This is a genomic window from Candidatus Bandiella numerosa (assembly GCF_029981845.1).
Classification (GTDB): domain Bacteria; phylum Pseudomonadota; class Alphaproteobacteria; order Rickettsiales; family Midichloriaceae; genus Aquirickettsia; species Aquirickettsia numerosa.
Genome location: NZ_CP104164.1, coordinates 1,396,793 through 1,423,156 on the forward strand (window position 1 = coordinate 1,396,793; position 26,364 = coordinate 1,423,156).

The 26,364-nt window shown below is 31.3% G+C and carries 28 protein-coding genes; 11 read left to right on the top strand and 17 right to left on the bottom strand.

The genetic code is table 11. The features are described from left to right. Positions 1-3: 3 nt before the first annotated feature. From N3Z17_RS06630 to infA, 4 genes are all read right to left on the bottom strand, one after another. Entirely contained in the window at positions 4-1,107 is a 1,104-nt protein-coding gene (locus N3Z17_RS06630; protein WP_345799027.1) for a YifB family Mg chelatase-like AAA ATPase, read from the bottom strand. Continuing rightward, positions 1,097-1,522 (bottom strand): magnesium chelatase domain-containing protein, encoded by a 426-nt coding sequence (locus tag N3Z17_RS07600; protein WP_345799028.1) that lies wholly within the window; start codon positions 1,520-1,522, stop codon positions 1,097-1,099. The genes N3Z17_RS06630 and N3Z17_RS07600 overlap by 11 nt, the downstream gene beginning before the upstream one ends. Before the next feature lie 139 nt (positions 1,523-1,661). Then, positions 1,662-2,246 (bottom strand): Maf family protein, encoded by a 585-nt coding sequence (locus tag N3Z17_RS06635; RefSeq protein ID WP_282471929.1) that lies wholly within the window; start codon positions 2,244-2,246, stop codon positions 1,662-1,664. A gap of 6 nt (positions 2,247-2,252) precedes the next feature. Next, complete coding sequence (infA, locus tag N3Z17_RS06640) at positions 2,253-2,468, bottom strand: translation initiation factor IF-1 (protein ID WP_282471930.1); 216 nt, start codon at positions 2,466-2,468, stop codon at positions 2,253-2,255. A gap of 138 nt (positions 2,469-2,606) precedes the next feature. Here infA and trxA point away from each other — a divergent pair, with 138 nt between their 5' ends. From trxA to N3Z17_RS06660, 4 genes are read left to right on the top strand one after another with little or no spacing between them, the layout of a single operon-like run. Beyond that, positions 2,607-2,942 (top strand): thioredoxin, encoded by a 336-nt coding sequence (gene trxA / locus N3Z17_RS06645; RefSeq protein ID WP_282471931.1) that lies wholly within the window; start codon positions 2,607-2,609, stop codon positions 2,940-2,942. Positions 2,943-2,967: 25 nt separating this feature from the next. Continuing rightward, entirely contained in the window at positions 2,968-4,344 is a 1,377-nt protein-coding gene (ccoG, locus tag N3Z17_RS06650; protein ID WP_282471932.1) for a cytochrome c oxidase accessory protein CcoG, read from the top strand. 15 nt (positions 4,345-4,359) lie between these two features. Next, on the top strand, positions 4,360-4,851 hold the full coding sequence (locus N3Z17_RS06655; RefSeq protein WP_282471933.1) for a disulfide bond formation protein B: 492 nt from the start codon (positions 4,360-4,362) through the stop codon (positions 4,849-4,851). Then, positions 4,848-5,378 (top strand): demethoxyubiquinone hydroxylase family protein, encoded by a 531-nt coding sequence (locus N3Z17_RS06660; RefSeq protein ID WP_282471934.1) that lies wholly within the window; start codon positions 4,848-4,850, stop codon positions 5,376-5,378. The genes N3Z17_RS06655 and N3Z17_RS06660 overlap by 4 nt, the downstream gene beginning before the upstream one ends. Positions 5,379-5,467: 89 nt before the next feature. Here the strand turns inward: N3Z17_RS06660 and murA are convergent, their stop codons facing one another. The 7 genes from murA to N3Z17_RS06695 all read right to left on the bottom strand — a co-directional run bounded on the left by murA (position 5,468) and on the right by N3Z17_RS06695 (position 13,773). Next, positions 5,468-6,793 (bottom strand): UDP-N-acetylglucosamine 1-carboxyvinyltransferase, encoded by a 1,326-nt coding sequence (gene murA / locus N3Z17_RS06665; protein WP_282471935.1) that lies wholly within the window; start codon positions 6,791-6,793, stop codon positions 5,468-5,470. Positions 6,794-6,829: 36 nt separating this feature from the next. Then, a complete protein-coding gene (locus tag N3Z17_RS06670) occupies positions 6,830-8,200 on the bottom strand; it encodes a phosphomannomutase/phosphoglucomutase (RefSeq protein ID WP_282471936.1) in 1,371 nt (456 codons plus the stop codon). Next, positions 8,160-8,492, bottom strand: coding sequence for a BolA family protein (locus tag N3Z17_RS06675; RefSeq protein WP_282471937.1), 333 nt, complete (start codon positions 8,490-8,492; stop codon positions 8,160-8,162). The genes N3Z17_RS06670 and N3Z17_RS06675 overlap by 41 nt, the downstream gene beginning before the upstream one ends. Then, positions 8,470-9,660, bottom strand: a complete 1,191-nt coding sequence (locus N3Z17_RS06680; protein ID WP_282471938.1) for an FAD-dependent monooxygenase — start codon at positions 9,658-9,660, stop codon at positions 8,470-8,472. The genes N3Z17_RS06675 and N3Z17_RS06680 overlap by 23 nt, the downstream gene beginning before the upstream one ends. Then, positions 9,647-12,769: an efflux RND transporter permease subunit gene (locus tag N3Z17_RS06685; RefSeq protein ID WP_282471939.1), complete on the bottom strand. Its 3,123-nt coding sequence runs from the start codon at positions 12,767-12,769 to the stop codon at positions 9,647-9,649. The genes N3Z17_RS06680 and N3Z17_RS06685 overlap by 14 nt, the downstream gene beginning before the upstream one ends. Before the next feature lie 23 nt (positions 12,770-12,792). After that, positions 12,793-13,080 (bottom strand): hypothetical protein, encoded by a 288-nt coding sequence (locus N3Z17_RS06690; protein ID WP_282471940.1) that lies wholly within the window; start codon positions 13,078-13,080, stop codon positions 12,793-12,795. A gap of 72 nt (positions 13,081-13,152) precedes the next feature. Then, entirely contained in the window at positions 13,153-13,773 is a 621-nt protein-coding gene (locus N3Z17_RS06695; protein ID WP_282471941.1) for a diacylglycerol/polyprenol kinase family protein, read from the bottom strand. A gap of 42 nt (positions 13,774-13,815) precedes the next feature. On the opposite strand from N3Z17_RS06695, the gene N3Z17_RS06700 reads away from it, so the two are divergent. Beyond that, positions 13,816-14,238: a hypothetical protein gene (locus N3Z17_RS06700; protein WP_282471942.1), complete on the top strand. Its 423-nt coding sequence runs from the start codon at positions 13,816-13,818 to the stop codon at positions 14,236-14,238. A gap of 15 nt (positions 14,239-14,253) precedes the next feature. On the opposite strand, the gene pdxT is transcribed toward N3Z17_RS06700, so the two are convergent. After that, positions 14,254-14,799 (bottom strand): pyridoxal 5'-phosphate synthase glutaminase subunit PdxT, encoded by a 546-nt coding sequence (gene pdxT, locus N3Z17_RS06705; protein WP_282471943.1) that lies wholly within the window; start codon positions 14,797-14,799, stop codon positions 14,254-14,256. Beyond that, positions 14,796-15,608, bottom strand: coding sequence for a pyridoxal 5'-phosphate synthase lyase subunit PdxS (gene pdxS, locus N3Z17_RS06710; RefSeq protein WP_282471944.1), 813 nt, complete (start codon positions 15,606-15,608; stop codon positions 14,796-14,798). The genes pdxT and pdxS overlap by 4 nt, the downstream gene beginning before the upstream one ends. A 159-nt stretch (positions 15,609-15,767) precedes the next feature. On the opposite strand from pdxS, the gene N3Z17_RS06715 reads away from it, so the two are divergent. Beyond that, entirely contained in the window at positions 15,768-16,973 is a 1,206-nt protein-coding gene (locus N3Z17_RS06715; RefSeq protein ID WP_282471945.1) for a penicillin-binding protein activator, read from the top strand. 26 nt (positions 16,974-16,999) lie between these two features. On the opposite strand, the gene pth is transcribed toward N3Z17_RS06715, so the two are convergent. The 3 genes from pth to N3Z17_RS06730 form a co-directional block, all read right to left on the bottom strand. Beyond that, positions 17,000-17,602: an aminoacyl-tRNA hydrolase gene (gene pth / locus N3Z17_RS06720; RefSeq protein WP_282471946.1), complete on the bottom strand. Its 603-nt coding sequence runs from the start codon at positions 17,600-17,602 to the stop codon at positions 17,000-17,002. Further along, the gene (gene radC / locus N3Z17_RS06725; protein ID WP_282471947.1) at positions 17,599-18,294 is read right to left on the bottom strand and encodes a RadC family protein; all 696 of its coding nucleotides are present in this window, start codon (positions 18,292-18,294) and stop codon (positions 17,599-17,601) included. The genes pth and radC overlap by 4 nt, the downstream gene beginning before the upstream one ends. 202 nt (positions 18,295-18,496) lie before the next feature. After that, positions 18,497-20,005, bottom strand: coding sequence for an acyl-CoA carboxylase subunit beta (locus tag N3Z17_RS06730; RefSeq protein ID WP_282471948.1), 1,509 nt, complete (start codon positions 20,003-20,005; stop codon positions 18,497-18,499). Between the two features lie 153 nt (positions 20,006-20,158). Between N3Z17_RS06730 and argS the strand changes: the two genes are divergently transcribed. Continuing rightward, positions 20,159-21,877: an arginine--tRNA ligase gene (gene argS, locus N3Z17_RS06735; RefSeq protein ID WP_282471949.1), complete on the top strand. Its 1,719-nt coding sequence runs from the start codon at positions 20,159-20,161 to the stop codon at positions 21,875-21,877. An 11-nt stretch (positions 21,878-21,888) separates the two neighbouring features. Here the strand turns inward: argS and N3Z17_RS06740 are convergent, their stop codons facing one another. Further along, entirely contained in the window at positions 21,889-22,074 is a 186-nt protein-coding gene (locus tag N3Z17_RS06740) for a hypothetical protein (protein ID WP_282471950.1), read from the bottom strand. Between the two features lie 374 nt (positions 22,075-22,448). Between N3Z17_RS06740 and N3Z17_RS06745 the strand changes: the two genes are divergently transcribed. From N3Z17_RS06745 to N3Z17_RS06760, 4 genes are all read left to right on the top strand, one after another. Beyond that, a complete protein-coding gene (locus N3Z17_RS06745; protein ID WP_282471951.1) occupies positions 22,449-23,678 on the top strand; it encodes a dicarboxylate/amino acid:cation symporter in 1,230 nt (409 codons plus the stop codon). Positions 23,679-23,946: 268 nt separating this feature from the next. Further along, positions 23,947-24,402, top strand: coding sequence for a 50S ribosomal protein L13 (gene rplM, locus N3Z17_RS06750; protein ID WP_282471952.1), 456 nt, complete (start codon positions 23,947-23,949; stop codon positions 24,400-24,402). 4 nt (positions 24,403-24,406) lie between these two features. After that, positions 24,407-24,976 (top strand): 30S ribosomal protein S9, encoded by a 570-nt coding sequence (gene rpsI / locus N3Z17_RS06755; protein WP_282471953.1) that lies wholly within the window; start codon positions 24,407-24,409, stop codon positions 24,974-24,976. 175 nt (positions 24,977-25,151) lie between these two features. Beyond that, entirely contained in the window at positions 25,152-26,339 is a 1,188-nt protein-coding gene (locus tag N3Z17_RS06760; protein WP_282471954.1) for an MFS transporter, read from the top strand. Positions 26,340-26,364: the final 25 nt, after the last annotated feature.

Consider the following 26,364-nt stretch of genomic DNA (forward strand, 5'->3'; position numbering starts at 1 on the left):
AATTTAATCATACTTAATACTTTTGACCCTATAGCTTAGCGCTTCCGCTAAATGAAAATGATTTACGTTAATTGATTGTTCCAAGTCTGCAATAGTTCTTGCGACTTTAAGAATTTTATTCATACCTCTCATAGAAAATTTAAATTTTTTCATGGCGATATGTAACATTTCTCTTGATTTTGTGTCCAGCACGATATGTTTGTTTAATTCTTGTCCTTCTAATTCGGAATTACTTGATATATTAGAATCATTATATCTTTTTACTTGAATTTCATTGGCTACGATTACTCTTTTTAAAACTATTTCCGAATCTTCACCTTCTTTCATATTCTCCAATTCCATAGCATTAATTTCTGGCACTTCTATTTGAATATCAAATCTATCAAAAAGTGGTCCTGAGATTTTATTTTTATATTCATCTACACATTTTGGAGCCCTATTGCACTGTAAATTACTATCACCATAATATCCACATTTACATGGATTCATTGCTGCAATTAGTTGAAAATTTGCAGGGTAAGAAATATGGTTATTCACCCTTGAGATAGTGACATTTCTATCTTCTATAGGTTGCCTTAATGACTCTAGAACATTTTTTTGAAATTCTGGTAACTCATCTAGAAATAAAACTCCAAGGTGACTAAGGGTAATTTCACCAGGTTTTGCTAATTTTCCTCCTCCTATCATTGCTGGTAATGAGGCATTGCAATGTGGCGCTCTGAACGGGCGATTTGTAATTAACCCCTCTTCTTCTAGCGTCCCAGATAGACTTGCAATTACACTAGTTTCAAGTATTTCACCCATAGTCATTTGCGGTATAATTCCAGGTAACCTTTTTGCTAGCATCGATTTTCCAGAGCCTGGAGGTCCAATCATTATCATATTATGTCTCCCTGCTGCAGCTATCTCTAGAGCTCTTTTGGCAATTTGTTGACCTTTAATATCTTTTAAATTTGGATATTTTTTTAATTCAACATTAGAGTCTTTTTTTATTGTTTTTGGGATGTCCTGTTTACCCGTAAAATGATTTACAATTTCTATAATACTTTTTGCAGTAATAACATCTTCATTACCAGACCAAGCTACTTCTTGGCTATTATCTATCATAAGGACATACCAATCCTTTGTTTTTTGAATTTGTCCAAATTGCAGAAGGCAGAATACCAGTTACTTTATTTATTGTACTATTTAACGATAGTTCTCCAAGTATAACATAATTCTCTATTTCTTCTTGCGATATGATTTGCATTTCCACAAGAAGTGCAACAGCAATTGGTAGATCGTAGTGGCTGCCTTCTTTATTTAAATCTGCAGGAGCTAAATTAACCGTAATGCGTTTAGCAGGTAGTGATAGCCCCATACTGATAAATGCCGACCTAATCCTCTCTTTTGATTCTGCAACTGCCTTGTTGGCAAGTCCCACAATGAAAAAAGCAGGCAGACCATCTCCAATATGCACCTGCACTTCAACTTCTTCTACTTTTAATCCCAAAAAAGAGACGGTATAAACTCTTGATACCATTATTTTCAAACCTAACCTATTACAGTAAATGAAAATAATATCAATTTGACAAACCTTCAAGTTAATTTATGGTTGTAGTAATTAAAATTAACAAAACCACATAGTAAAAGCTTACGTGCCTACCACTAATACCAATTGCTTAATTAATATCAATATTTTGTTTTAAACCTATTCCGCTTAAAATTTTATAAGTTTCATGTACAGGTAGTCCTATAACATTGCTGGGGTGACCACTTATCCAGCTTATATAAGCACCTGCCATGCCTTGCAACGCATATCCTCCAGATTTGTCTTTCCACTCGTTTGATTTGACTAAATTATCAATTTCTTGATTTGTAAGTAACTTAAATTTTAATTTTGTTTGTACTACTTTTTTTATGCATTTTTCACCTTTTATGATGCATATACCAGTATATACAACATGCCTCCTACCAGATAGCAATTTTAGGTATTTGATAGCTTCTATTTCATCTTTTGGCTTAGGAATTATTAACCTACCTCTTGCTACGATTGTGTCAGCTCCAAGTATGATGCTATCAGGAAATTGCTCATGTATTTTTACTGCTTTTTCTAAAGCTAATCTCTCAGCCAATTTTGCAGGCAATTCTCTTGTTTTCGGAGTCTCATCGATATTAGCAGGTACTATTTGATCTGGTTCATACCCAATACTTTTAAGCAAATCTATTCTTCTGGGTGAAGATGATGCAAGTACAAATTTATACATATATAGTTAATGCCTATGACTAACTCTGCCTTTTGTTAAATCATATGGAGTCATTTCCACCGTCACTTCATCTCCCGCCAATACTCTGATTCTATTTTTTCTCATTTTCCCTGAGGTATATGCAATTATTTGATGACCGTTCTCAAGTTCTACTCTAAAAGTTGCATTAGGCAACAACTCTATAACCTTCCCTCTTATTTCGATGATGTCATCTTTTGCCATAACTAGAAAACAACTATAAATTATTTATATGATTAGACTATACTTTATAGACTTTATTACGAATATTTCAACTACATATTGACATTTATTTTAACATTTAATAGCATCTAGCCTAGAATTTAATATTTTGAAGATATAATGTTACCGGTCACAGATAAAGATTTTCATCAAGAAATTGAAAAATACAGAGGTATATCGATAGTTGATTTTTGGGCAGAATGGTGTGCTCCTTGCAAAGTTTTTTTGCCAATAGTGCGAGATGTTTCTGACACAATTGAAGCTAGAGTGAAGGTAATGTCAATGAATATTGACGAGTGTCCTGAAACACCAGCTAAATTAGGTATAAGAAGTATACCTACTTTGATGATGTTTAGGGATGGAAAACTTATTGACACTAAGATTGGCACAATGCAAAAGACTGCGCTTATTGAGTGGATTGAAAAAAACGTGGAAGAATATGAGGCATCTAAATAGAGAGGTGCTGTTTTAAAAAATTTAAATGACTTCTGGAACAGGCAAAGTTTATCCTCAATCTGTTAGCGGTAAGTATAGGTCAATTAAGAATAGCGTAAATTACGCTTTATTGTTTGTATATTTTTTTGGCTCCTGGATTAGGTGGAACAGAGAACAAGGATTGCCTAATCAAGCTATTATGATTGATTTACCTGCGAGAAAAGGCTACTTCTTTGGTTTACAAATCTGGTCTGATGAAATTTATTATATCACTATAATTTTGATTTTATCTGCCTTGGCATTATTTATCTTCACAACACTTTATGGAAGACTTTGGTGCGGCTACACTTGCCCTCAAACAGTATTTACTGATTTTTTTATAAAAATTGAAACTTTTTTTCAGGGAGATAGAAATAATCGTATTCGACTAGATGAATCTTACCTTTCGAAAGAAAAGTTTATAAAAAAATCTCTAACTTATCTAACTTGGCTATTACTTGCATTCATTTTCGCTTTCAGCTGGGTGGCATATTTTCAAGATGTTTTTGATTTAACCATAAATGTTATTAATCTTGATTTAACTTTTTCTACTAAAATCTGGTTAATATCACTTACATTTGCAACTTTTATCTTTGCTGGATTTTTAAGAGAAAAGGTTTGTATATATATGTGCCCATATGGAAGATTTCAATCTGCAATGATTGAAAATAACACAAAATTAGTGACATACAACCATTATAGAGGTGAACCCAGAGGAAAACAATTGGAGCAAAAAACTGGAGATTGCATTGATTGTTTTAGGTGTGTTTTAGTATGTCCTACAGGAATAGATATAAGGGATGGATTGCAAATGGAATGTATAGGGTGTGGGCTATGTGTTGATGCTTGTAATCAAGTGATGGAAAAGATAGGCAAAGAAAAAAATCTTATTTTATATACTAGTTTTAACGCTTTAAAAAATGGGCTAACTGATGAAAAATTAATAAAAAAAATATTTAAAGTTAAAAATCTTCTTTATGGAGCTATCTTTGTTATTTTCACAACTTTTGCAATAAATAATTTGATGAATAAATCAGATATAAATCTCGTATTGATAAAAGAAAGGGCTCCACTTTTTACTATAACACCAAATGGACAAATACGTAATTCGTATACATTAAAAATCCAGAATAAATCTGCAAGACCTAGGAAATTCATAATTTATGCAGAGAGTCTAGAACCATATGAAATCAAAATACAAAGTAATGATGAGTGTTTTGAAAAAAAATGCTTTATAAATTTAGATCCAGAACTGGAGGACGAATTCAAAATCTTTATTTGGTCAAACAACAATTTGCTACATGAAAAGATTTTTTATTTAATTTTAAAGGATATTGAAAATGATAAAATATATAAGGAAAAAAATATGTTTATTTTTAATTAATGTTTTATAAAAATCATGTTGGACAAGATTTTCTCAAATAAAAAAATTATCATTTTATTTCTTAGTCTGATTCCTTTAGCAATTGTATACATATCAGAATATTTTTTTGAAATTCTACCCTGCAAATTATGCATCTATCAGAGAATTCCATATATTATAATAGGAATCATCACTATAGCCAACATATTGAAGTTATTCAAAAATGCACTTAATAAAATTATCAACCTTACAATTGAAATTTTATTGATAATTAATTTTTCAATTGCGATTTTTCATTACGGAATAGAAAAGAGATTTCTTAGATTTCAAAGTAATTGTATAAACAATCTCAAAGATGCCCAAAATTTTGAGGATTATAAAAAAATGTTAGCAAATCAAGATTATATTCTTTGCGATCAAGTGAGTTATGAATTTTTTGGTGTGCCAATTAGTATATGGAATGCAATATATGCTTTCATTTTCTTTTTATTAGTAATAAAATTTAACAAAAATGGTGATTTAAAATGAGTAAAAAGAATGACAAAAATTTTATAGAGCAGGTCATTAGAGTCAACCATGCTGGCGAATTTGGCGCAAAAAGAATATATGAAGGGCAAATAAAATATTTAAAAAATGATGACGATTTAGAAACTGTGAAACATATGTATAATCAGGAACTTGAGCATTTGGATTTTTTTAACAAGGAGCTAATCAACAGAGATATTAGACCTACACTTTTGATGCCTTTATGGAATAAACTTGGCTTTCTACTTGGTGCTGTTACTGCAAAAATGGGTACTAAATCTGCAATGGCATGTACAGTAGCAGTTGAAGAGGTTATTGAAGAACATTATCAGCAACAAATTGAAAAATTGAAAAAAAATCCAAAAGAAAAGGCATTACTTAATAAAATTAAAAAATTCCAACAAGAGGAAGCTGAGCACAAAGAAATAGGAATAAAGCATGACGCTCTAGAGTCACCAGGATATACAATATTAAATACTTGCATAAAAAGAGCTAGTAAATGCGCTATTTGGTTGAGTAAAAGATTTTAGGGCACCGTCAAGTTAAACGTACCTAGGGTAATGCTATAAAATACAGTAATCTTGTTTTTCTTATTTAAATGTATTTGCACTACATGATTTTAGTTTTCAATTCTTTTTAATTTAATATTGGTATTCTTAAGCTTTTCCAGAAGATTGCCATATCCCCTTTCTATTTGCTCAGCAACATCAAGCCTAGTTTCACCTTCGGCTAAAACTGCAGCTATTAAATAAGCTAGCCCTGCTCTTAAATCTGGAGTAATTAATGGCGAAGATATGGATTTTAGCTTTGTTGGACCATGAATTAATGCACTATGAAGATGGTCTTGCCCCCTATATCTACATTTCACAGAGCCCAAACATGAGCTTACTGTTTCAGTTTTTGCACCAAGTTTATTTAATATATCTAGATAACCAAATCTTTTTTCATGGACTGTTTCATGGATAACAGATATGCCATTAGCTTGCGTAAGAATTGTTGCAAATGGTTGTTGCCAATCAGTAGAAAAGCCAGGATAAACATCAGTTTCTATTTCAGTGGATTTTAAATTTTCCTTCCTAAAAAACACTATACTATCATCTTTTAAAAATTTAAATCCTCCTCCAATTTTATTAAAGTGTGGTAAAAAATTACCCAGCAAATCTGGTCTGATTCCAGAGACTTCAATCTCGCCATTTGATGCACAAGCAAGTGATGCCCATGAGGCAGCTTCTATTCTATCACCAGCAAGAAAAAAGTTTGTACCACTTAATTTCTCAACTCCTTGGACAATTAGCTCCCTATTACCTGAAAGAAATATTATAGCACCCATAGAACGTAACATTGTAATTAATTCTATGATTTCAGGCTCTAATGCAATATTGTTTATAATACTAGTTCCTTCCGCAAGTACACTTAAAAATAAGCAAGTTTCTGTTGCCCCTACAGATGGATATGGTAATTCTATATGCGCAGCTTTAAGCCGCCCCTTAGATTCTGCAATGTACTTATTGCCCTTTTTATTCACTTCAGCGCCAAATTTTCTTATTGCTTCAACATGGTAATCAACGTTCCGTTGACCAATATGATCTCCTCCAACAGTAGGTACGATAGCTTTTCCAAGCCTATGAAGTAAAATACTTAGAAGTAAAATAGGAACCCTGTTAGTTTTTGTATCTGGTAATGATGCTTCATGTTCCGTTATTTTAGTTGCATCAATGTGCATTATATTAATGTCTTGTCTCCAATCAACTTTTACACCAGCAGACATTAATAATTCTTTTGTAATCTCTACATCTCCAATATTTGGCATCCCTCTGAGCACTGTTTGATCTGAAGATAGTAAAGCTGCGACCATAGCTTTAGTTGCTAGATTTTTCGCCCCCATGCAAGAAATTCTTCCATGAATTGGGATTCCACCTTGAATAATATATGAAATACTTTGCATTATACTCTTAATTAGTTAAAAATTATCAACTCCGATTTAACGAAGTATATTTGATAAATGTGTTAATATAAAGTTAAAATTGTCTTCGGAATATCCTTCAAACCTTATTGTTAATGAGTCTTCAGTATTGGAACTTCTAATTAGCCACCACCCTTTCTCACACTCAACCCTTATTCCATCAATATTATTATATTGAATCTTTTTACTATTTAATAAATTTTTTATCTTATGAATAATGAAAATTTTTTGATTACCTTTGCATGGAATTTTTATTTCAGGAGACACAAAGATTTTAGGCAAAGAATCAAAATAATCTCTATTTTTTTGCTCTAATAGTAGATAAACAAGCTTACATGAGGCAAACAACGCGTCATCAAATCCAAAATAATTTTCCTTAAAAAACATATGCCCACTCACTTCCCCTGCCAACAAAGCATTACTATTTATTATTTTATCCTTTATGTTAGCATGACCAGTTTTATATAATTCAACTTCACCTCCATCTTTGTAAATTTTATCCACAATAGTTTTGCTACTTTTAATATCTGCAATAATTTTTGGCCTTATATGCCTTTTTAATAAATCTTTCGAGAAAAAAGCTAACAACTCATCCCCTAAAATTACTCTACAATCTTTATTTATAAAAACTAATCTATCAGCATCACCATCTAATGCTATACCAAAATCACATCTATATTTTTGAATTGCAATTTTTAATTTAATAAGATTTTCTTCATTAGTAGGGTCTACGTAACGGTACCTCACATCATCATTGACAAAAATATGCATTCCTGGCAACTTTTTGACCATCTTTTTTAAAATTTCAGCTAAAGATGAATTACAAATATCCCATGCAATTTTTAGTCTACTATTAAATTCACTTTTAATAAAATGTGTTATTGGATCAGTAATATTATCTAGATACACTTGATTAATATTTACCTCATTTATGGATCCCCGCTTTTTTGAGAACGAAATGTTTCCATTTTTTGCAATGTTGTAAATTTTAATTAGGTTATTGCCAAAAAATGGCTTTTTATCAATAATAATTTTAAACCCATTATATTCTACTGGATTATGCGAGGCTGTAACCATCACTCCACAATTAGTATCACTTATAGTATTACAAGCATAATATAGTATTGGAGTGGCAATTAACCCTAAATTTAGCGTATCCAATCCAACATCTAAAAATCCTTCAATAAGCCTATTTTTTAACATTGGTGAACTTTTTCTGCCATCATAACCAATACATACTTTTGATTTGATAGCTTTATTTTTTATATACGTCCCTAAACTACAACCTAAAAAATACGCATCACTTTCAGCTAAATCTGTTTTAAACTCCCCCCTAATATCATATTCCTTAATTATTTTTGTTTTGAAGACATGCTTTTTGCATGACATTATTATCTATATACTCCTTCCCATTGTACGCCTTTATCTTTAAGGCATGAATAATTTTAAACTCATCTTTTAATATTTGATTTATAATCTTATGTCTACCCAATAAATTAACATAATCAAAATCCCTTGCAACAATCATTAATGACAAGTGTGTACCTCCTGCTTTCGCTTCCTCATTATGATTGGCATGCAAATAAGATTCATCTTTTAAATTAAGAAAAATAACATCAAGCTTTTCTCTTAACTTATTTTCAATTTGATCTTTAATATTAATTTTTGTAGCCTGACGCATAACTCATTATATATTTTTTAAGCGGATTAAAATTGTTAATAACTTTAAGCCCATATTTGCGCAAAATCCTAACTGGAACCCAATTAGAGGAAAATATTTTATTGATATTATGAGTGCTATTAATCATTAAATTAACATCAAATTCTCTTTTTTTGCTATATTGATTTAATAAATTACTTGAACAAATATCCAAACCTAGCTCTATATTCTCTCTTATTAACTCTTCTATCAATTGTACATCTCTTAACCCCAAGTTCAACCCCTGCCCTGCTATTGGATGAATGCTGTGCATTGCATCTCCGCAAAGAACAACCCTGCCCTTCACATATGATTGTGCATATACTAAATTAAGGGGGAAATATATTACATCTGATATAATTTCAATATTTCCTAATTTACTATCTAATTTGCCTTCTACGAGATATTTTAGGTCATCTCTTGACATCAATGATAGTATTTTGCCAACTCCACTTTGATCAGTCCACACAATGCATGATTCATATCCACCCTTTTTAGGTAATATAGCAAAAGGACCAGATTTTAAAAATTTTTCTACTGCTATGCCCTGATGATCAAATTCGTGCTTTAAATCAAGAACAATAGCATCTTGTTTATAACTAATTCGCTTTGTTTTTATCCCAATTAATTCCCTTGTTTTGGAATTTTTACCCTCCGCTACTACTAATAATTTAGAAGTTAAGATTTTGGTTTTTGAAAGTCTTACCTCTATGTTGTATGGATGGTTGATAACCTGCGAAATTTCATGTTTTGAATAAATTTTTATACTTTTATACTTTTTTACCTCTTCATTTAATGATCCTAGTATGTATGTTTCATCAACCATAAAGCCAAAATTTTGCAAACCTAAATTATCTGGATCAAAAATAAGATTTTCATTATTTTCACAATCTTCAATTAAAATTTGATTTATTGCCTGAGCATGGCTTTTTATGTAATCTGCTATACCAATATTTTTAAAAATCTCCATAGATGCCGAAGCAATAGCGAATATTCTACTCGGAAATTTTGACTTAAAATTAGCATTTTTATAAGTCTCATCATTATCTATAATAGCAATTTTCAAATCCTGCTTTGCCAACAAGCACGCAAGGGACATTCCTATATATCCTGCTCCGCTGATAATAATGTCAAATTCAGTCTTTTTCATTTTTATTAAATGGATCAAACCTTTTTCCTATAAGTAACAAGCATGGGGTGAAAAACAATGTCAAAATTGTTGCAAATGCTAACCCACCCGCTATTGAGGTTGAAAGTTGTCGCCACCATTGACTTGAAGGAGCGTCATATGTAATTTCGCGAGTGAAAAAATTAATTGTCAAACCAAAAATCATTGGTAATAACCCAAGTATCGCAGTGGTAGCTGTTAATAATATTGGTCTTACCCTTTGAATACCTGCTCTAATTATTGAATCCCTCACATCATGCCCATTTTTCCTTAAATACTGATAAGTATCAATAAATAATATGTTATTATTTAACACTATCCCAGATAATGCAATAACTCCAATTCCACACATAACTATACCAAAAGGCTGCCATGTTATTATCAAGCCAAGCAATACACCAACTGTAGATAAAAACACAGCACTCATAACAACTATAGTATGGTAAAATGAGTTAAATTGAACTAACATTATCATGAACATCATAATTAAAGCCAGCGAAAATGCCCTTCCCAAAAAATCTGATGATTCTTTTTGATCTTCGCTTTCACCCTTAAATTCATAATCAATTCCCTCTTCTACATTTTTACTCAACCACTCATTAAGCTCTTTTATTTTATCATCGACTAAAACACCCTTTTCTACATCTGCCTTGATTGTAATTACACTGCGTCTATCCACCCTATTTATCCTATTGATTTTATCCGTCGCTTTTCTAGTTGCAAAATTTGTTATGGGAATTCGTTTATTCTCTTTATTGACAATTTTAAATTTATCAATTTCGTTAATGTTCCTGCTTTCTGGGTTTAACCTTAACACTATATCTACTTCATCATCAGAGTAGTCTGGCCTAAAACTAGATACTTTAAACCCGTCAGTAAATAAACGCAAGTTATCACCCACTTCTCTAGCATTAAGTTTAAAAATTGTTGCTAACTCTCTGTCGATATCTATTTTCCAATCAATGCCGGGAGCAGAACTAGTATCTTCAATATCTTTGAAACCACCCATTTGCTCCATAGCTAATTCAACTTTATTAACAAATTTTGGCACCTGATCAAAATCTCTTGAGCTAAAATTAACAGAAATTGGTTTAGTCTGTGAGGGGCCATTACTTTGTTCTAAAATTTCAACCTCTACACCATCAATTCCAGATAGTCTTTCTCTAATATCCTTAAATATAGCATCTGCTTTTCTCCTAGTTTTCCAATTAGCAAGTTCTAATTGTATTGTTGCTATAGTATTCTGTGGAATAGAATTATCTCTATCAAAATCTCCGCTTTTTGTATAAAACACTTTGATGTCAGATGTCATATTTATAATCTTCTTTTCAACAGATTTAGCTATTTTATCTCTTTCCTCCAGAGATAAATCGCCACCAGTTTTAATCGCCACCACTGCATTTTCTGGTTCAATTTTCGGAAAAAACTCTACTCCCGTACCTAATACTCCAAAAAATACGTATACAGAAATCAAAATTACTAAACCTGACAATATAAATGTCTTAGGTTTATTCAAGACTCTTTCCAATAAATCATGATATTTTTTTGATAAACCTTTAAGATTATCAATGTCACCCTCTTCAGCTGCTTTCATCGAATTTATAGTTTTAATGTCAAATTCCTTGGGTTTTCCAAATAATGGTCCCATCGATGGTTGAAAAAATAATGCAAATAGAAGAGAATTTGTGAGTATTATTATAACAGTGATTGGCATATACTTCATAAATTGTCCAATTACACCGGGCCAAAATAATAAAGGCATAAATACCATAATTTTCACAAGAGTTGATGTAACAATAGGCCAAAACATTCTGGTGGCAGAATGAATAAAGGCAACTTTTATATCCATACCTTCAATAATTTTTCTATCAGCATATTCACTAACAACTATTGCATCATCCACTATCATTCCAACCGTAAGTATCAAACTAAACAACACAACAACATTAAGGGTATATCCAGAAATCTCCAATACCAATATGCCCACCAAAAAGGAAGATGGGATTGAAAGCGCTATCAATAGCGCAGATCTTCCTCCAACTGAAAAAATAACAACTATAGTCACCAATATCACTGCTAGCAATATTCCATTTTCTAGATCATCCACCATGTTTATAATGTTCTCTGACTGATCTTGAGAATAAATAATATCAAGATTACTTGGTAAATAAATTTTCTGGTCATCAATTATTTTTTTTACTTCTGTAACCGTGGAAATAATATTAGCTCCAGTTCTTTTTGATACTTCCAAAACAATTGCTGGCTTCCCATTAACTCTAGCTATATATTCTGGATCTTTATAAGTTTTTTTAATCTTTGCTATATCTTTTAACTTAATTACCTTACTCCCATCAGAAAATATTGGAAAATTATATAACTCATTTACAGATTCTATTGTACTTGGAATCTTAACAGAAAAAGTTCCTCCTTCATTTTTAACTTTTCCTATAGCAACCAATGAGTTATTTTCAGCGATCATTTGGCCTATTTGCGATAAGCTGAATCCATAAAATTCAAGCGTTTCAGGTTCAACCATTATTTCTACAACATCCGTTCTGTCACCGCTAATATTAACACTCAATACATCTTGGGCGTTCTCAACTTTATCCCTTAATTTTCTCGCTATCGCAATCAGACTTTCTTGTGGTATTTCTCCCGTTAAAATTACATTTAAAACAGGCATCAAACTTAAATTGATCTCTTTTATTACTGGCTTATCGGTATTCTTAGGTAATTCATGCTCAGTATCATTGACTTTTGCTCTTACATCGCTTAATGCTTTATCACTATCAAATCCTGCATGAAATGTAATCAAAATTACACCACTACCCTCATAAGCATATGACTTTAATTCTTTAATTCCTGAGATATTCCTTAAAGCCATTTCCATAGGCTTAAGAAGTAATTTTTGAGAATCAGTAGGAGAAATTCCCTGATGGGTTATTACCGTATAAATAATCGGTATTTTTACATCAGGACTATCCTCTTTAGGTATCGCAATGTAGGAAAAATACCCACAAACAACCAACACAAACAACAACAAAATTGTTGCCCTTTTTCTTAGGGTAAATGATTTAATTATATTTTCCATAATAAGTAATCAAACTTTGCTATCTATTTTTGTGATTTTGTAGATTCAATTTCTTTTCTCACCGCCAGTGGAAGATCATTTTTTACAATTTTGTAGGCAAATTTTTCTACTAAACTAAAATCATCATACTTTTTGTCTTCATCAATTTTAATTGTATATTTTGTCCTTCCATCATCAGACCTAACTTTAGGCATTTCTTCCTGCTCAATATATTTTGGTTTATTTTTATATTCAGTATATTTTTGCAAAAGAAGATAAGCAATTAATGCCCAGGATAAATACGTAATAATTTTACTCTTATATGTTATCATTTATCGCACTATTATTTACTTACAACATGATAGACTTTTTACATCAAAAAAACAACTTCAACTAATTCGAGGTCAATAATTTCCTATAAAATTCATTACTATACAAACTGTAATAGGTATAGTCATATTATCATTGATTTTAGAATTTTTTGAATATAATTCAACAATTGTAGCTATAAGCGATGCAAAAAATGCAGCTATTAAAAAATTTATATCCAAATTGTAGATTCTTGCAATCACTAGACTTAAGATGCAGGAGGTGGCAAAAAAAGCCATACTACCTTCAAAACTTTTTCCATTTATTTTTGTTCTACCATATAAAATACCAATTAAAGCAGCCATAGTATCTGATAATATTAAAATAGAAATTGCGAGGTTAAAAACATGCTTTGATGATATAAACAAACATATACTCATACCAATTAAAGCAAAAGTTAATGCTGAATAATTTTCCTTTTCATGATCTCTATATATTTGTGCGAGGCCTATTTTCTTAAAAAATTTATGCTCTAGTAAATCGAATTTTATTCTTAATTTATCAATTATAAAAGAAATTGCCAAAAGGAATAAACTGATTATTGTGATTGTCTCTTTATCATAATAATGATAAATTACTGGAAATATTAGGCCAATTAGATGGATACTTTTTCTATAAATTTCAATCGATAGAGACGAGCTGTTTTTATGTTTCATTTATTTAAATAGATTATGTTTACTGTCGTGTCAGTTTTATTCATGTTAAGCTTCATACCTTTTGTGGTGCTAATATTATTCATAATTATCAGAAAAATAAATAAAAAAAATTTTAATAAGCGTCTGAAAAACATACAAGAGAATTCACCATATAGAAAGAGCCAAAATAACATAAAGCCTACAAATGACTTTTTATTTTTAGAAAAAGAGGAGCCTAATTTGAACAAAGAATATGCACTTGAACGAGTTGAAAAAATTCATACAAAAGAGCACGATAGAGAAGAAGGGAAAATAGTTGGCGTTGTTGAACCAAAAGGTTTTTGGTCTAAGTTTATTATGAATCAAAAATTAGGATTTATATTTGCAAGGGTAGCAGCTAGTGAAAACAAAGGTGAGGGTTTTTGGACAAACCTAATAAAAGCTCAAGATATATCTCAAGGCAAAGATAAGGGCAAGGGAAGGTAAAGCTTATTACTTAATTTAGGCAAATATTTTAACAATTGGATTGTTATTATCCAATTTACCTAATTCCGGGTGAAAAGTTGTGCAATAAACATTTTGCTGCTTGATAAAAATAGGGTTACCATTGAATGTGTCTAAAATTTCTACTTTTTTGCCACAATTTACTATAGCAGGAGCACGTATCATAAATGCTTCTTTATCAGAATCAGTCTTTATCAATTTGCTGTTAATTTGCCTTCCATAAAAATTTCTCTCTATATCTATATCTATGAATTCAAATCCATTCACTCTTATAGATTTATACTTGGAAAGCAATATTGCTCCAGCACAAGTGCCAAGTATAGGCTTTTTAGTTAGGAAAAATTCATGAATTTTTTTGTTTAACTGATTATTGATACAGTAATCATACTGTACAGAGCTCTCCCCTCCTGGGAGAATAATACCATCTGATTTCGAAAAATCAGTATCTGCGAAAATCCTTAAAGTTTTATAGCCAAGTGTTTCCAAAGCTTTCACAAATAAATGTCCAGCACCTTGATAAGCAAATACACCTATTGTTTTCATTTCATAGATTCTCCAAGATCCTCTGATATTTCGGCTAGTTTTTTAGGATCTTTCCAATGATTAACGGCTTCAACAATAGCTCTTGCTCTTTTTGCCGGGTCCTCACTTAGAAAGATGCCACTTCCCACAAATATAGATTCAGAACCCAATTCCATACATAGAGCTGCATCTGCTGGAGTAACTATCCCACCTGCTGCAAAAAAAGGAACTGGTAGCTTTTGATCGATACGTACTTTGTCTAATAAAGAATTTTGAATTCTCATTTCTTGGGCTTTTATCTTGATTTGAGAAGAATCCAAGCCCTTTAAATTATAAATCTCTCTCCTAACAGCTTTCAAATGATACACTGCTTCAGCAATATTTCCTGTTCCTGCTTGCCCCTTACACCTAATTAACGCAGCTCCTTCCTCAATTCTTCTAAGAGCCTCTGCCAAATCACGACAGCCACAAACGAAAGGAACATTAAATTTGGTCTTGTCTATATGATCTTCTTTATCAGCAATAGTTAAAACCTCGCTTTCGTCAATACAATCAACTTCTAGAGCTTCAAGAATTTTTGCTTCACTAAGATGCCCTATACGGCACTTAGCCATAACTGGTATTGAAACGGCTTCTTGAATCTTTTTGATCATCGAAGGATCGCTAGCTCTTGCTATTCCACCATCTCTAATAATTATTGCCGGCACTCTTTCAAGAGCCATAACCGCTGTAGCACCTGCGTCTTCCGCAATTCTCGCCTGCTCAACGTTCATTACGTCCATTATCACTCCACCACAAAGCATATTTGTAAAGGCTATCTTCGGATCCATTTTTTAAAATCAATGCATACATTATTGCAATGTAATTTAACAACATATCTCCCGATATTCAAGGTATATTTGTATTAATTTTTTTGATAAATAAAAAACAATCTTTACATAAGATGAATCATATAATAGCTTATTACTAAAATAGCAAATGTGTGCAAAATGAAAAGATTTTTAGGTTTGGTACTTTTGTCAGTACTTATTGGATGTAACACTATTGAAAGCAAAATTGATAACTTTTTCGATAAAAAATCAAGCGAGAATCCTAAACTTGTGGCTCTACCTTCGAAAAATCCATTAGAGGTTAAGATTGCTGTTTTTCTACCTCTATCTGGCAAATATCAGCGTCTAGGTCAAAGTATTTTAGACTCTATGCAATTAGCCATTTATGAGCTTGGTGCTGATAATATAACCTATAGAGCAATTGATTTAGGCAGTGATTCTGTTAGCGCTGAAAAAGCAATGGATACTGTCAATCTCGACGATATAGATATAATTCTTGGACCAATATTTAAGGATCAAGCAGAAATTGTTTACAAGCAAGCCAAAAAGAACAACCTCTTGATGATCACTTATTCTAATGATTTAGATTTGATGAACATACAAGGTCTTTATATATTTGACATAATTCCTAACCAACAAATCAAAAAAGTAGTTCAATATGCAAGTAGTAAACAGTATTCTAACATTTATTCAGTTGCACCTAAAAATAAATATGGGGATTTTGTTGAAAAAACATTATTAGAAAATAGAGGAGCAGACCATTATAATGTTAAAAAGGTTTCACTTTATACTGCTTCGAATTTGCCAGTTGTAAAAAGGTTCACTTTAAGCGATGCTATACTAAGCACAAAAAGCTCTATAAAATATGATGTTTCTAATAAACTACCAGGATTTGGTCACCCCGCAATTCTTCTTCCAGAACAAAATAATAATTTAGTTAACGTAATTAATCAGTTACAATTTTTGCACAGTAGTAGCGATTCTAAATACAAAGTTTTGGGAATTGGGGATTGGAGTCAATATTCACTTGCACAAAACATCATCACCAGAAAAGCTTGGGTAGCTGATGTACCTCACAAACTACTTTCTGAATTTGAATCTCGTTTCCAGGATAATTATAAATATGCCCCTCCTAGAATCGCAGCAATTTCTTATGATTCGATAATGTTAATCTCGGCTATTATTAAAAAAGCAAATAATGGAATAATCTTAAAATTTGAGGACCTTGAAAGAACCGATGGTTATCAAGGTATGACTGGTGCATTTAGATTAAAATCAAATGGGGTTAATGATAGACTCTTTGCTGTATATGAATATGAAAGGGGAGCTATGAAAGAAATTTTGGCTGCAGATAGTGGATTTTAATATTAGATTCTATATTAATATTATTACTACTTGCTCAACTCTTTAGCCATACCCTGTTTTAGTTGGCCTTGATTAGAATGATATAGATTCAAAAATTTTTCGTATTGCTCACTTAATATTAGATTGAAATTTTCAGCTAAGAACTTAAGTATGGCATTAACTTGGTAAAATTCACTCTCATCAAATTTGTTTAATACATAATTAGTAACCATAGAGGCTAAAGCTGGCCTACCGATGCCAATTTTTATTTTATTATAATTTTTGCCAACATGTGAATCTATGGACTTTAAACCATTATGACCCGCATCTCTACCACCAATTTTTATTTTAATTTTACCTACTGCCAAATCTAAATCATCGAAAATAATGCATATATCTCTCAAAGATATTTTATAAAAATTCACAATTTTACTAACAGGAATTCCTGAATTATTCATAAATGTCATAGGCAGAAAAAATATAACATCTTGATTAAAAATTGTAGCCTTTGCTATCTTTCCATCAAATTTATCTTGAAATTCTGAGATTTTGAATTTCTCTGCAAGCGCCTCTATTGCATTAAATCCTAAATTATGCCTTGTTTCTTTATATTTAAAACCAGGATTACCTAACCCTATTATTAATTTCATTCTGAATTAATCAAATTATTTGTTTTAAATGAAAAATAATCGTTGTGCGAAACTATTATGTGATCATGCACAATAATATTTACAGCCTTTAAAGCTGTTACAATCTTATTCGTAATCTCTATATCTTGTTTGGATGGAGATATATCTCCACTTGGATGATTATGTACCAGAATAACCGCAGATGCGAAATGCGTTAATGCATTTTTCACAATCTCTCTTGGATGTATAGCTATTCTATCAACAGTACCAGAATCAATCATTTGTTCGTGTATTAACATATTTTTTGAATTTAAGTATAGTATCTTGAAATGTTCAATTTTTTGAAATCCCATAGTTAAATTACAATAATTTATAACAGAACTCCAATTGTTAAGTATATGAAATTTTTTATTTGAGTCATTAGGTATATGCAAACGACTAAATAAATCTTTTAATAGTTTAAAATATATCTCAGCTGATTTCCCTAAACCTTTTACTCTATTTAGCTGACTATATTCGGCATTGATTACTCCAGCTAAACTTCCAAATTCCTTCAATAGTGATTTCGCCACCAGCTTTGTATCTTTAATTAATATAACATTAAATAACAACATTTCTAATATCTCATAATCCGGCAAAGTTCTTATCGGCGATTTATAAAATCTATCTTTTAACCTCTTTCTGTGTCCATGTTTATTCTCAATTCCTTCCATTATCAATCATTACCTTCCCATAAATTGATATACTTGCTTTTACTTATACTCAATTAATCTTTATTAATCTCGTTTTATTTTATTCTCTTAGTACTAGTTCAAGCAACTTATTTGTATAATCAACATAATCCTGATTAATTTTTATACTCAGAAATTCAATTTCTAAATTTTTTGCAACAACATATTTAGAACCAGATTCAGCTTATAATGGCATATTATCATGCTTTCTCCATGGTTTTTCAACTTTTTTATTTTCAAGCATTGCTAAATATTTACATATTCTCCATCTAGTTCGGTGAGGTTTTATAATATCGTCTAAATAACCACGTGACGCCGCAACAAGTGGTGATGCAAATTTTTCTTCATACTCATCCACCGTCACCCCCTTTAGTATTTTTACCGCCCCCTTTGCTCCCATAACTGCAATCTCTGTATCAGGCCAAGCCAAATTAATGTCACCTCCTAAATGCTTTGAACTCATAACTATATAAGCCCCTCCATAAGACTTTCTCGCAATAAGGCTAATTTTTGGAACCGTAGCTTCAGCATAAGCATATAATAATTTTGCACCGTGCTTAATAATTCCTTTGTGCTCTTGATCAGTCCCTGGTAAAAAACCTGGTACATCAATGAATGATACTATAGGTATGCCGAAAGCATCACAAAACCTTATAAACCTCGCAGCTTTTATAGATGCATTGATATCTAAACAACCCGCAATTTCCATGGGTTGATTTGCTATAATACCTACAGGTCGCCCTTCAAATCTTGCAAATCCGACCATAATATTTTTTGCATAATTTTCTTTTATCTCAAAATAATCACCCTCATCAACTACTTTTTCAATGAGTTGCTTCATATCATAAGGTTTAGTATTATCTTTTGGCACTAAAGTTTCCAAGGACATCTCAATCCTATCTGCAGGATCGTTTGTTTTATAGGTTGGTAGCTCCGCTACATTTGAAGATGGCAAGAAATCGAAAAGCCTTCTTACCATTTGCAGACACTCTATATCATTTTCTGCTACATAATCAATGACACCACTTTTATTCATATGAACCTGCGCTCCACCAAGCTCATCATGGGTTACATCCTCATGTGTGGCAGTTTTTACTATGTCTGGTCCCGTCAAATACATGTATGAGGTCTGATTAACCATAAATATAAAGTCTGTTAATGCTGGAGAATATACCGCCCCCCCGGCACATGGTCCCATTATTATTGAAATTTGAGGTATCACTCCGGAAGAATCTACATTCCTTTGAAAAATTTCTCCGTATCCTTTCAGAGAATCTACACCTTCTTGTATTCTTGCTCCGCCTGAATCGTTTATCCCAATAATAGGAGCCTTCAGTTTCAAAGCTAAATCTTGTATCTTAGTAATTTTTTTTGCATGCATTTCACCTAATGAACCACCTATAACAGTAAAATCTTGACTATATACAAAAACCATTCTCCCATTAATAGTACCATGTCCAATCACAACACCGTCCCCTGGAAAAATTTTATCTTGCATACCAAAATTTTGGCACCTATGTTCAATAAAAGCATCCATTTCCTCAAATGAATCTGGGTCTAACAAAATTTCTATTCTCTCCCTGGCAGTTAATTTGCCAGATTGATGCTGTTTGTCTATCCTCTCTTGTCCGCCACCTAATCTTACCGCTTGTATTTTTTCATTTATTTTCTCGTTAATTTTTTTATGTTGCATAACTCTGCCATATATTAATATTGTGCATATACTAATAAAAAAATAATTCTTTGACAATGTTTTGAAAATTATCGTATAACAAATAGCTATTAAATATGTGGCTTCACTATATTTTTGAGCTTCAAGTGATACAAAATTAATTAACCTTTTTTAATGAATATATTTACGCATTTTAGAAATATACTGTTTACTGATATTGAATCTATTTATCCAAAAACTATAGAAAGTGATGATGTTAAAGTTGAATTTCCAAATAATCCTGAATACGGAGATTTATCATCTAACATTGGAATAATTATTGCTAAAAAAATAAAAGCCAATCCTAAAGATATTGCTGAAAAAATATTGAAGGTCATTAGCAAAAATGAATATATAGATGAAGTCACAATTGCAGGAGCTGGATTTTTAAATATTAAAGTAAAAAAAAGCTTTTGGTATTTATTTTTAAAGCAATTAGTGAATAGTGGCCATGATTACCCTAAAATAAATGTTGGCAAAGGTGAAAAAGTAAATATAGAGTTTGTTTCTTCCAATCCAACAGGTCCACTTCATTTAGGACATGCTAAGGGAGCAGTTTTTGGTGATGTGATTGCAAATTTACTTTTAAAATGTGGTTACGATATTACAAAAGAGTTTTACATTAATGACGCAGGCAATCAGATTAATAATTTAACAAAATCATTAAAAATTAGATATAAACAATTGCTTGGAGAAAAAATAGAATTAGAGGAAAATTGCTACCCTGGGGAATATCTCATAGAATTAGCAAAAAATTTACATGAAGAAATTAGAGATGATACAAATAAACTAAATGATGAAAATTTTTTAAATAATTTTGCTGTTGAAAAAATATTAGAAATTATTAAAAATGAACTCCATCATCTTGGTGTCTATCATGATAATTTTGTTTCTGAAAAACAATTGATACTACAGAATAAAGTTAAACATTGCATAGATTTTTTAAAGGAAAAAAATTTGCTCTACCAAGGTATGCTGGAAAAACCAAAGGGGGAATCAAGCGATGATTGGGAGCCAAAAGAACAAACCTTGTTTAGATCAACAAATTACGGCGATGATATTGATAGAGCTGTAGTAAAATCTAATGGGGAATACACATATTTTGCATCTGACATAGCTTACCACCTTGATAAAATTGAACGAGGATTTAATAACATGGTGTTATTACTTGGAGCTGATCACATAGGCTATAAAAAAAGATTAGTAAGTTCTGTAAATGCTTTAAGCGATGGAGAAGCTAAATTGGATGTTAAAATTTGTCAATTAGTGAAGCTCTTAAGGGATGGCAAACAAATAAAAATGTCCAAACGTTCAGGAAATTTTATTTCTTTAGAAGAAATATTGGATGAAATTGGTAAGGATGCCTTAAGATTTGCAATCCTGTCTAAAAGTTCAGATACGGTACTAGAAGTAGATGTCGAAAAGCTTAAGCAACAAACTAAAGATAACCCCGTCTTTTATGTGCAATACGCATCTGCTAGAGCAAATTCTATTTTAAAAAAAGCTAAAGAAATGCAAATTAATATAGAGAATCTTGTTAAAGAAGAAGTTGATCTATCACTACTTGATAGTGAATATGATTTTAACTTAATTAAGATGTTAGCACTATACCCAAAAATACTAACTTCTTGCCTAAATACTCTAGACCCCCATAAAATTACCTATTATTTATACGATCTAGCATGTAAATTTCACCAAATATGGAGCAAAGGCACTAAAGAAGAAAATATAAAATTCATAAACAAGGACAATGTTGAATTAACAAAAGCACGCATTTTATTAGTTCATGCCACTACATTAGTTATCACCTCAGGATTAAAAATCTTAGGAATTAAGGCAGTGGAACAAATGTAATATGAAATAATTCACATACCTCTTTTTGACTTTGTTCGAGATAGCCTATTGTCTACCTCACATCCAAACAACCTATATATCGTACATATGAAAATTATGTATTCTTCATTATAATATTTACTTCTTCCTGATACTCCATATTTGTAACTATTTTCATTGATAAATATTTCTTTTAGATCTCCAGCTGGTAGATGCAAGCTTATCTTCTCTCTTTTTTTTAGACTCTCGTTATAGTCACTATTATTTAGGACTTTATATTTGTTTTTGTTTGGCTTTTATCGGGATTGTTTTTTAATCTTTCTTTATACGACATTTTCTTTCCCCGGTTATTTATTCAGATACTTTACCAAATCTCAGTTCTCTCAATACTACTTTTTTCATTCCTACCGAACAAAGTCTAAAGAATATGGTTGTAAATATGTGGAGAAAATAGTAGATAATAGTTATGTTATTGTGTCCCCCAGAGATCGAAGTGCAAATTCATGATGATTTGTAATTAAATAGCAGCGCCGTAAGCAGCGTGGAATAAATCCAGAAAGAGATTGGAATTAATAAAAAGAGTAATTTTGCTATGTGCGCAGAAAATTTGCCAGCACTAAAAAAGAGATCAAATGTATTTCTTTTTTATTTTATTGCTATTGTTTTAGGTATTATAAGTGGACTATATGGTTCTGAATTTTTGCAGAACTTAAGTGCGCTTATTTCTGATATTTTTATCAAAATATTTAAATGTATTAGCTTACCTATCATTGGATTTTTCATTATAGTTACACTTTCACAATATAGTGCTGATGATCAGATGAAAGGAATATGGCGCAGGACTCTTTTATATACAGTTAGCACGACCATAATTGCATCGAGCGTTGCCTGTGCTTTATACTTGATTATCAACCCATCAAATATCTCAACTTTGGATTTAAGTATTTTGCCATCACAAAATAATGTTTCTTCCAGTACTTATTTGGGATATTTGATAAATTTGATTCCGTCTAATATTTTTGCCCCATTTTTGGAGCATCAGGTGATGGGGATGCTTTTTATCAGTATGGTTGTTGGGATCGCTATTCGTTATATTCCAGATCAAGAATCGCGCACTAGTATTATTAATTTTTTTAAAGGAACTCATGGAATCTTTCTTGTGGTGATTGGGTGGATTGTTAACATCATTCCCATTGCACTTTTTGGATTTATTGCAACAGCTATCATTCAATTTAAAAGTGGTGTAAATATTTCTGGATTAGGTAGCTATCTTGGAGTTGTTGTGCTTGCAAATCTAGTTCAGGGGTTTGTGATTTTACCAATTTTTTTATATACGAATAAAATAAAGCCTTTTATAATGCTTCGCGGCATGTTTCCAGCGCTTTCTATTGCATTTTTTTCCAAATCTTCTGCCGGAACCTTGCCAGTAACAATGAATACAGTTGAAGTGAATCTTGGTGTATCGCCAAAGGTTAGTAGATTTGTACTTCCACTTTGTACATCTATAAATATGAATGGTTGCGCAGCTTTTATCTTTACCACGGTGATTTATATAATGCAAAATCATGGCATAGAGATCAATCTATGGACAATGTTTGCCTGGATTTTTATTGCTACTATTGCTGCAATTGGCAATGCTGGAGTTCCTATGGGATGCTTTTTTCTTAGTGACAGTTTGCTCAGCAGTATGGATATTCCGATTATTTTACTTGGATTAATATTGCCATTTTATAGCATCATAGACATGATAGAAACCGCTTTAAATGTTTGGTCGGATGCTTGTGTGACTAAAGTGATTGATGAGCAAACTCAAAAAATCTGAAAATTGACAACATCCTTATTTCAACTTTTCCGTATCTGTTCAAACTGAATTCGGTATTAGATTATATTTGTAAATTAGCTAAAAGGCTTATGGAACCGACTTTGTTCAAAAGGGATGAAGCAAATAGAGAAAAATCAAGAGGTATAGTTAAAGAACCAATAAAAATTACAATATTAAATACTAAATTAGCAATTAATCAGTTGTAATAATTTTTGTTTTATGTATATTCGTATACTACTAAAGTGTTTTAGAAATAAAAAGTTATTTTATGAGTACAAAGTTATCGAGTACATTTTTTGCTAAACCTTCGTATGTACAAAACAAGTGGTTGTTAATTGATGCAAAGGATCAAGTATTAGGAAGGCTTGCAGCACAAATTGCAAAAATTCTACGTGGAAAGCATAAGCCTTATTTCACACCACATATTAACTGTGGTGATAATGTTGTTGTGATAAATGCAGATAAGTTAAAATTAACAGGCAAAAAACTTCAACAAAAAATTTACTATAGACACACAGGATTTCCTGGAGGAATTAAACAAATTAAGGCTATTGATTTAATATCAGGGAAATATCCAGAAAGAATGTTGCAATTGGCTGTAAAAAGGATGATGCCCAAAGAGAGCCCACTTGCAAGACAACAACTTAAATGTTTGCATGTGTATGCTGGGGAAGATAACCCTCATGTAGCACAACAACCTGTTTTAATTAACCCTGTTAAGTAATATTATGAGTAATAAAGAAGAAATTGTAAAAGAAAGCAAAAAAAAGGAAACTAAAATCAAGGTTGCGTCTACATCAAAACCTAAAATCACACCTAGCTCTACCACTAAACATGCTTCACCAGGTAAATTAGCAGTTTCTAAAGTTATTGTCGCTGAAAAAAAAGAAATAAAAAAGCTAATCAATGCTGATAAGGTATATGCTACAGGAAAAAGAAAAACTGCTGTTGCAAAAGTTTGGATGATCAAAAAGGGCTCTGGTATAATCACAGTAAATGGGAAAAGCATTATAGATTATTTCAAAAGGCCAATTTATAGGATGATCATCAATCAACCTTTTGATATCGTCAAAGCACAAGGTGTTTATGATATAGAATGTCAAGTTCTTGGAAGTGGTTTATCTGGTCAAGCTGGAGCTATTAGACACGGTATAAGCAAAGCATTGAATCAAATTAGTGATGAGTATCATGGTACATTAAGAAGCGGTGGATTCCTTACTAGGGATAGCAGAAGAGTAGAAAGAAAAAAATATGGACAGCCTAAAGCTAGAAAGAAATTTCAGTTCTCTAAAAGATAATCCATTAGTATTTCTTATACTATTAATCTATAAACGTATTGATTTTGTTGTTTTTTTTTTAAAGCGAAATGCATTAGGTATGGCGTTATTTATCAAAACTAATTAATTGAATTTACGCTATTCATGTGAAAGTGTATACGCTGCTTCCTCATTTTTAATATTATTGATTAATGATATGTTATTTAATAAACATAAAGAAAGTAATATCTTTTTTATTGTTATTGCAACGATTTCAGTATTTGATCTTGCTATATTCTTCTATTTACCATTACTTTCAAGTATCAGGCAAGAATTCCAGGTTGATGAATCACTAATTCAATTCAGCGCAGCTATTAACGTTTTTGGAATTGGTGTCTCTTCTATTATTTACGGCACATTATCTGATGCTTGGGGTAGAAAAAAATTGGTGTTATTCGGGATAGTTTGCTTCACAATCGCTTCATACTGCATATCATTAGTTAACTCAATATATGTACTATTTATTTTGAGATTTATTCAAGGATTAGGAGCAGGAGTATCATGGTCAGTTGGAAATGCTATAGTACATGATATTTACAAAGGTAAAATGTTTGAAAAAGCAATTATTACTCTACATATTATTATTGGATCAATGCTTGTTATATCGCCAGCATTAGGTGGATACGTTGGAAATATTATTGGTTGGAGACACAGCTTTCAACTAATAGCATTTCTTGGTTGTATATTGTTTGTATACTGCATATTTTTATTGCCAGAAACTTTGCAAAGTAAAAAAACGACAATTAATATTAAAAAAATTTTAGCCAACTATTTAATACTGTTCAAAAATCCCACGTATACAAAATTTTTAACAATCAAGGTGTTGATGGTTTCCATTGCATTTGTAAATGTTACAAATTTACCCTTACTATTTGTTGAAACATATAATACAAGTGTTGAAAACTGTGGGTTATTAATAGCCTTAGGTGCTTCAATGTTTGTGATTGGTGGAATGATGTGCAATAAATTAATAAACTACTTTTCAACATACAACATAATAAAGCATTCTCTGTATTTCATTATTCTTAGTAGCGTTATTTTAATAATTGGTGAACAGATTGGGTTTTTAACTGCAATAAATATCCAACTAATTAAAATTCCATATCTCTTAGGAATTGCATGCATTTTTGGTAATGCCACTCACAGGATAGTCAGCGCAATACCAGAATTATCAGGTAGTGCCTCAGCAATTATGATAACACTTGAAATGTTTATTAGCTCAATTGGAGTAAGATTAGTTAGCATTTTTTACGATACCACAATTTATCCAATGGAAATATACGCAATTATTGCAACATTAATATCAATAATTACACTAACCAGATTTCATGGACAAAATAATTAATAATGAAGTAATGAATAAAATTAAT

Coding starts and splice junctions, on each gene's coding strand:
- N3Z17_RS06675 (WP_282471937.1), bottom strand. CDS start 8,492: ATGCGTCAGGCTACAAAAATTAATATTAAAGATCAAATTGAAAATAAG.
- N3Z17_RS06670 (WP_282471936.1), bottom strand. CDS start 8,200: ATGTCATGCAAAAAGCATGTCTTCAAAACAAAAATAATTAAGGAATAT.
- N3Z17_RS06685 (WP_282471939.1), bottom strand. CDS start 12,769: ATGGAAAATATAATTAAATCATTTACCCTAAGAAAAAGGGCAACAATT.
- ccoG (WP_282471932.1), top strand. CDS start 2,968: ATGACTTCTGGAACAGGCAAAGTTTATCCTCAATCTGTTAGCGGTAAG.
- N3Z17_RS06700 (WP_282471942.1), top strand. CDS start 13,816: ATGTTAAGCTTCATACCTTTTGTGGTGCTAATATTATTCATAATTATC.
- N3Z17_RS06655 (WP_282471933.1), top strand. CDS start 4,360: ATGTTGGACAAGATTTTCTCAAATAAAAAAATTATCATTTTATTTCTT.
- N3Z17_RS06745 (WP_282471951.1), top strand. CDS start 22,449: ATGTGCGCAGAAAATTTGCCAGCACTAAAAAAGAGATCAAATGTATTT.
- N3Z17_RS06715 (WP_282471945.1), top strand. CDS start 15,768: ATGAAAAGATTTTTAGGTTTGGTACTTTTGTCAGTACTTATTGGATGT.
- argS (WP_282471949.1), top strand. CDS start 20,159: ATGAATATATTTACGCATTTTAGAAATATACTGTTTACTGATATTGAA.
- rpsI (WP_282471953.1), top strand. CDS start 24,407: ATGAGTAATAAAGAAGAAATTGTAAAAGAAAGCAAAAAAAAGGAAACT.
- infA (WP_282471930.1), bottom strand. CDS start 2,468: ATGGCAAAAGATGACATCATCGAAATAAGAGGGAAGGTTATAGAGTTG.
- N3Z17_RS06630 (WP_345799027.1), bottom strand. CDS start 1,107: ATGATAGATAATAGCCAAGAAGTAGCTTGGTCTGGTAATGAAGATGTT.
- N3Z17_RS06730 (WP_282471948.1), bottom strand. CDS start 20,005: ATGCAACATAAAAAAATTAACGAGAAAATAAATGAAAAAATACAAGCG.
- N3Z17_RS06660 (WP_282471934.1), top strand. CDS start 4,848: ATGAGTAAAAAGAATGACAAAAATTTTATAGAGCAGGTCATTAGAGTC.
- radC (WP_282471947.1), bottom strand. CDS start 18,294: ATGGAAGGAATTGAGAATAAACATGGACACAGAAAGAGGTTAAAAGAT.
- N3Z17_RS06635 (WP_282471929.1), bottom strand. CDS start 2,246: ATGTATAAATTTGTACTTGCATCATCTTCACCCAGAAGAATAGATTTG.
- rplM (WP_282471952.1), top strand. CDS start 23,947: ATGAGTACAAAGTTATCGAGTACATTTTTTGCTAAACCTTCGTATGTA.
- murA (WP_282471935.1), bottom strand. CDS start 6,793: ATGCAAAGTATTTCATATATTATTCAAGGTGGAATCCCAATTCATGGA.
- trxA (WP_282471931.1), top strand. CDS start 2,607: ATGTTACCGGTCACAGATAAAGATTTTCATCAAGAAATTGAAAAATAC.
- N3Z17_RS07600 (WP_345799028.1), bottom strand. CDS start 1,522: ATGGTATCAAGAGTTTATACCGTCTCTTTTTTGGGATTAAAAGTAGAA.
- pdxS (WP_282471944.1), bottom strand. CDS start 15,608: ATGGATCCGAAGATAGCCTTTACAAATATGCTTTGTGGTGGAGTGATA.
- N3Z17_RS06690 (WP_282471940.1), bottom strand. CDS start 13,080: ATGATAACATATAAGAGTAAAATTATTACGTATTTATCCTGGGCATTA.
- pdxT (WP_282471943.1), bottom strand. CDS start 14,799: ATGAAAACAATAGGTGTATTTGCTTATCAAGGTGCTGGACATTTATTT.
- N3Z17_RS06695 (WP_282471941.1), bottom strand. CDS start 13,773: ATGAAACATAAAAACAGCTCGTCTCTATCGATTGAAATTTATAGAAAA.
- N3Z17_RS06680 (WP_282471938.1), bottom strand. CDS start 9,660: ATGAAAAAGACTGAATTTGACATTATTATCAGCGGAGCAGGATATATA.
- pth (WP_282471946.1), bottom strand. CDS start 17,602: ATGAAATTAATAATAGGGTTAGGTAATCCTGGTTTTAAATATAAAGAA.
- N3Z17_RS06760 (WP_282471954.1), top strand. CDS start 25,152: ATGTTATTTAATAAACATAAAGAAAGTAATATCTTTTTTATTGTTATT.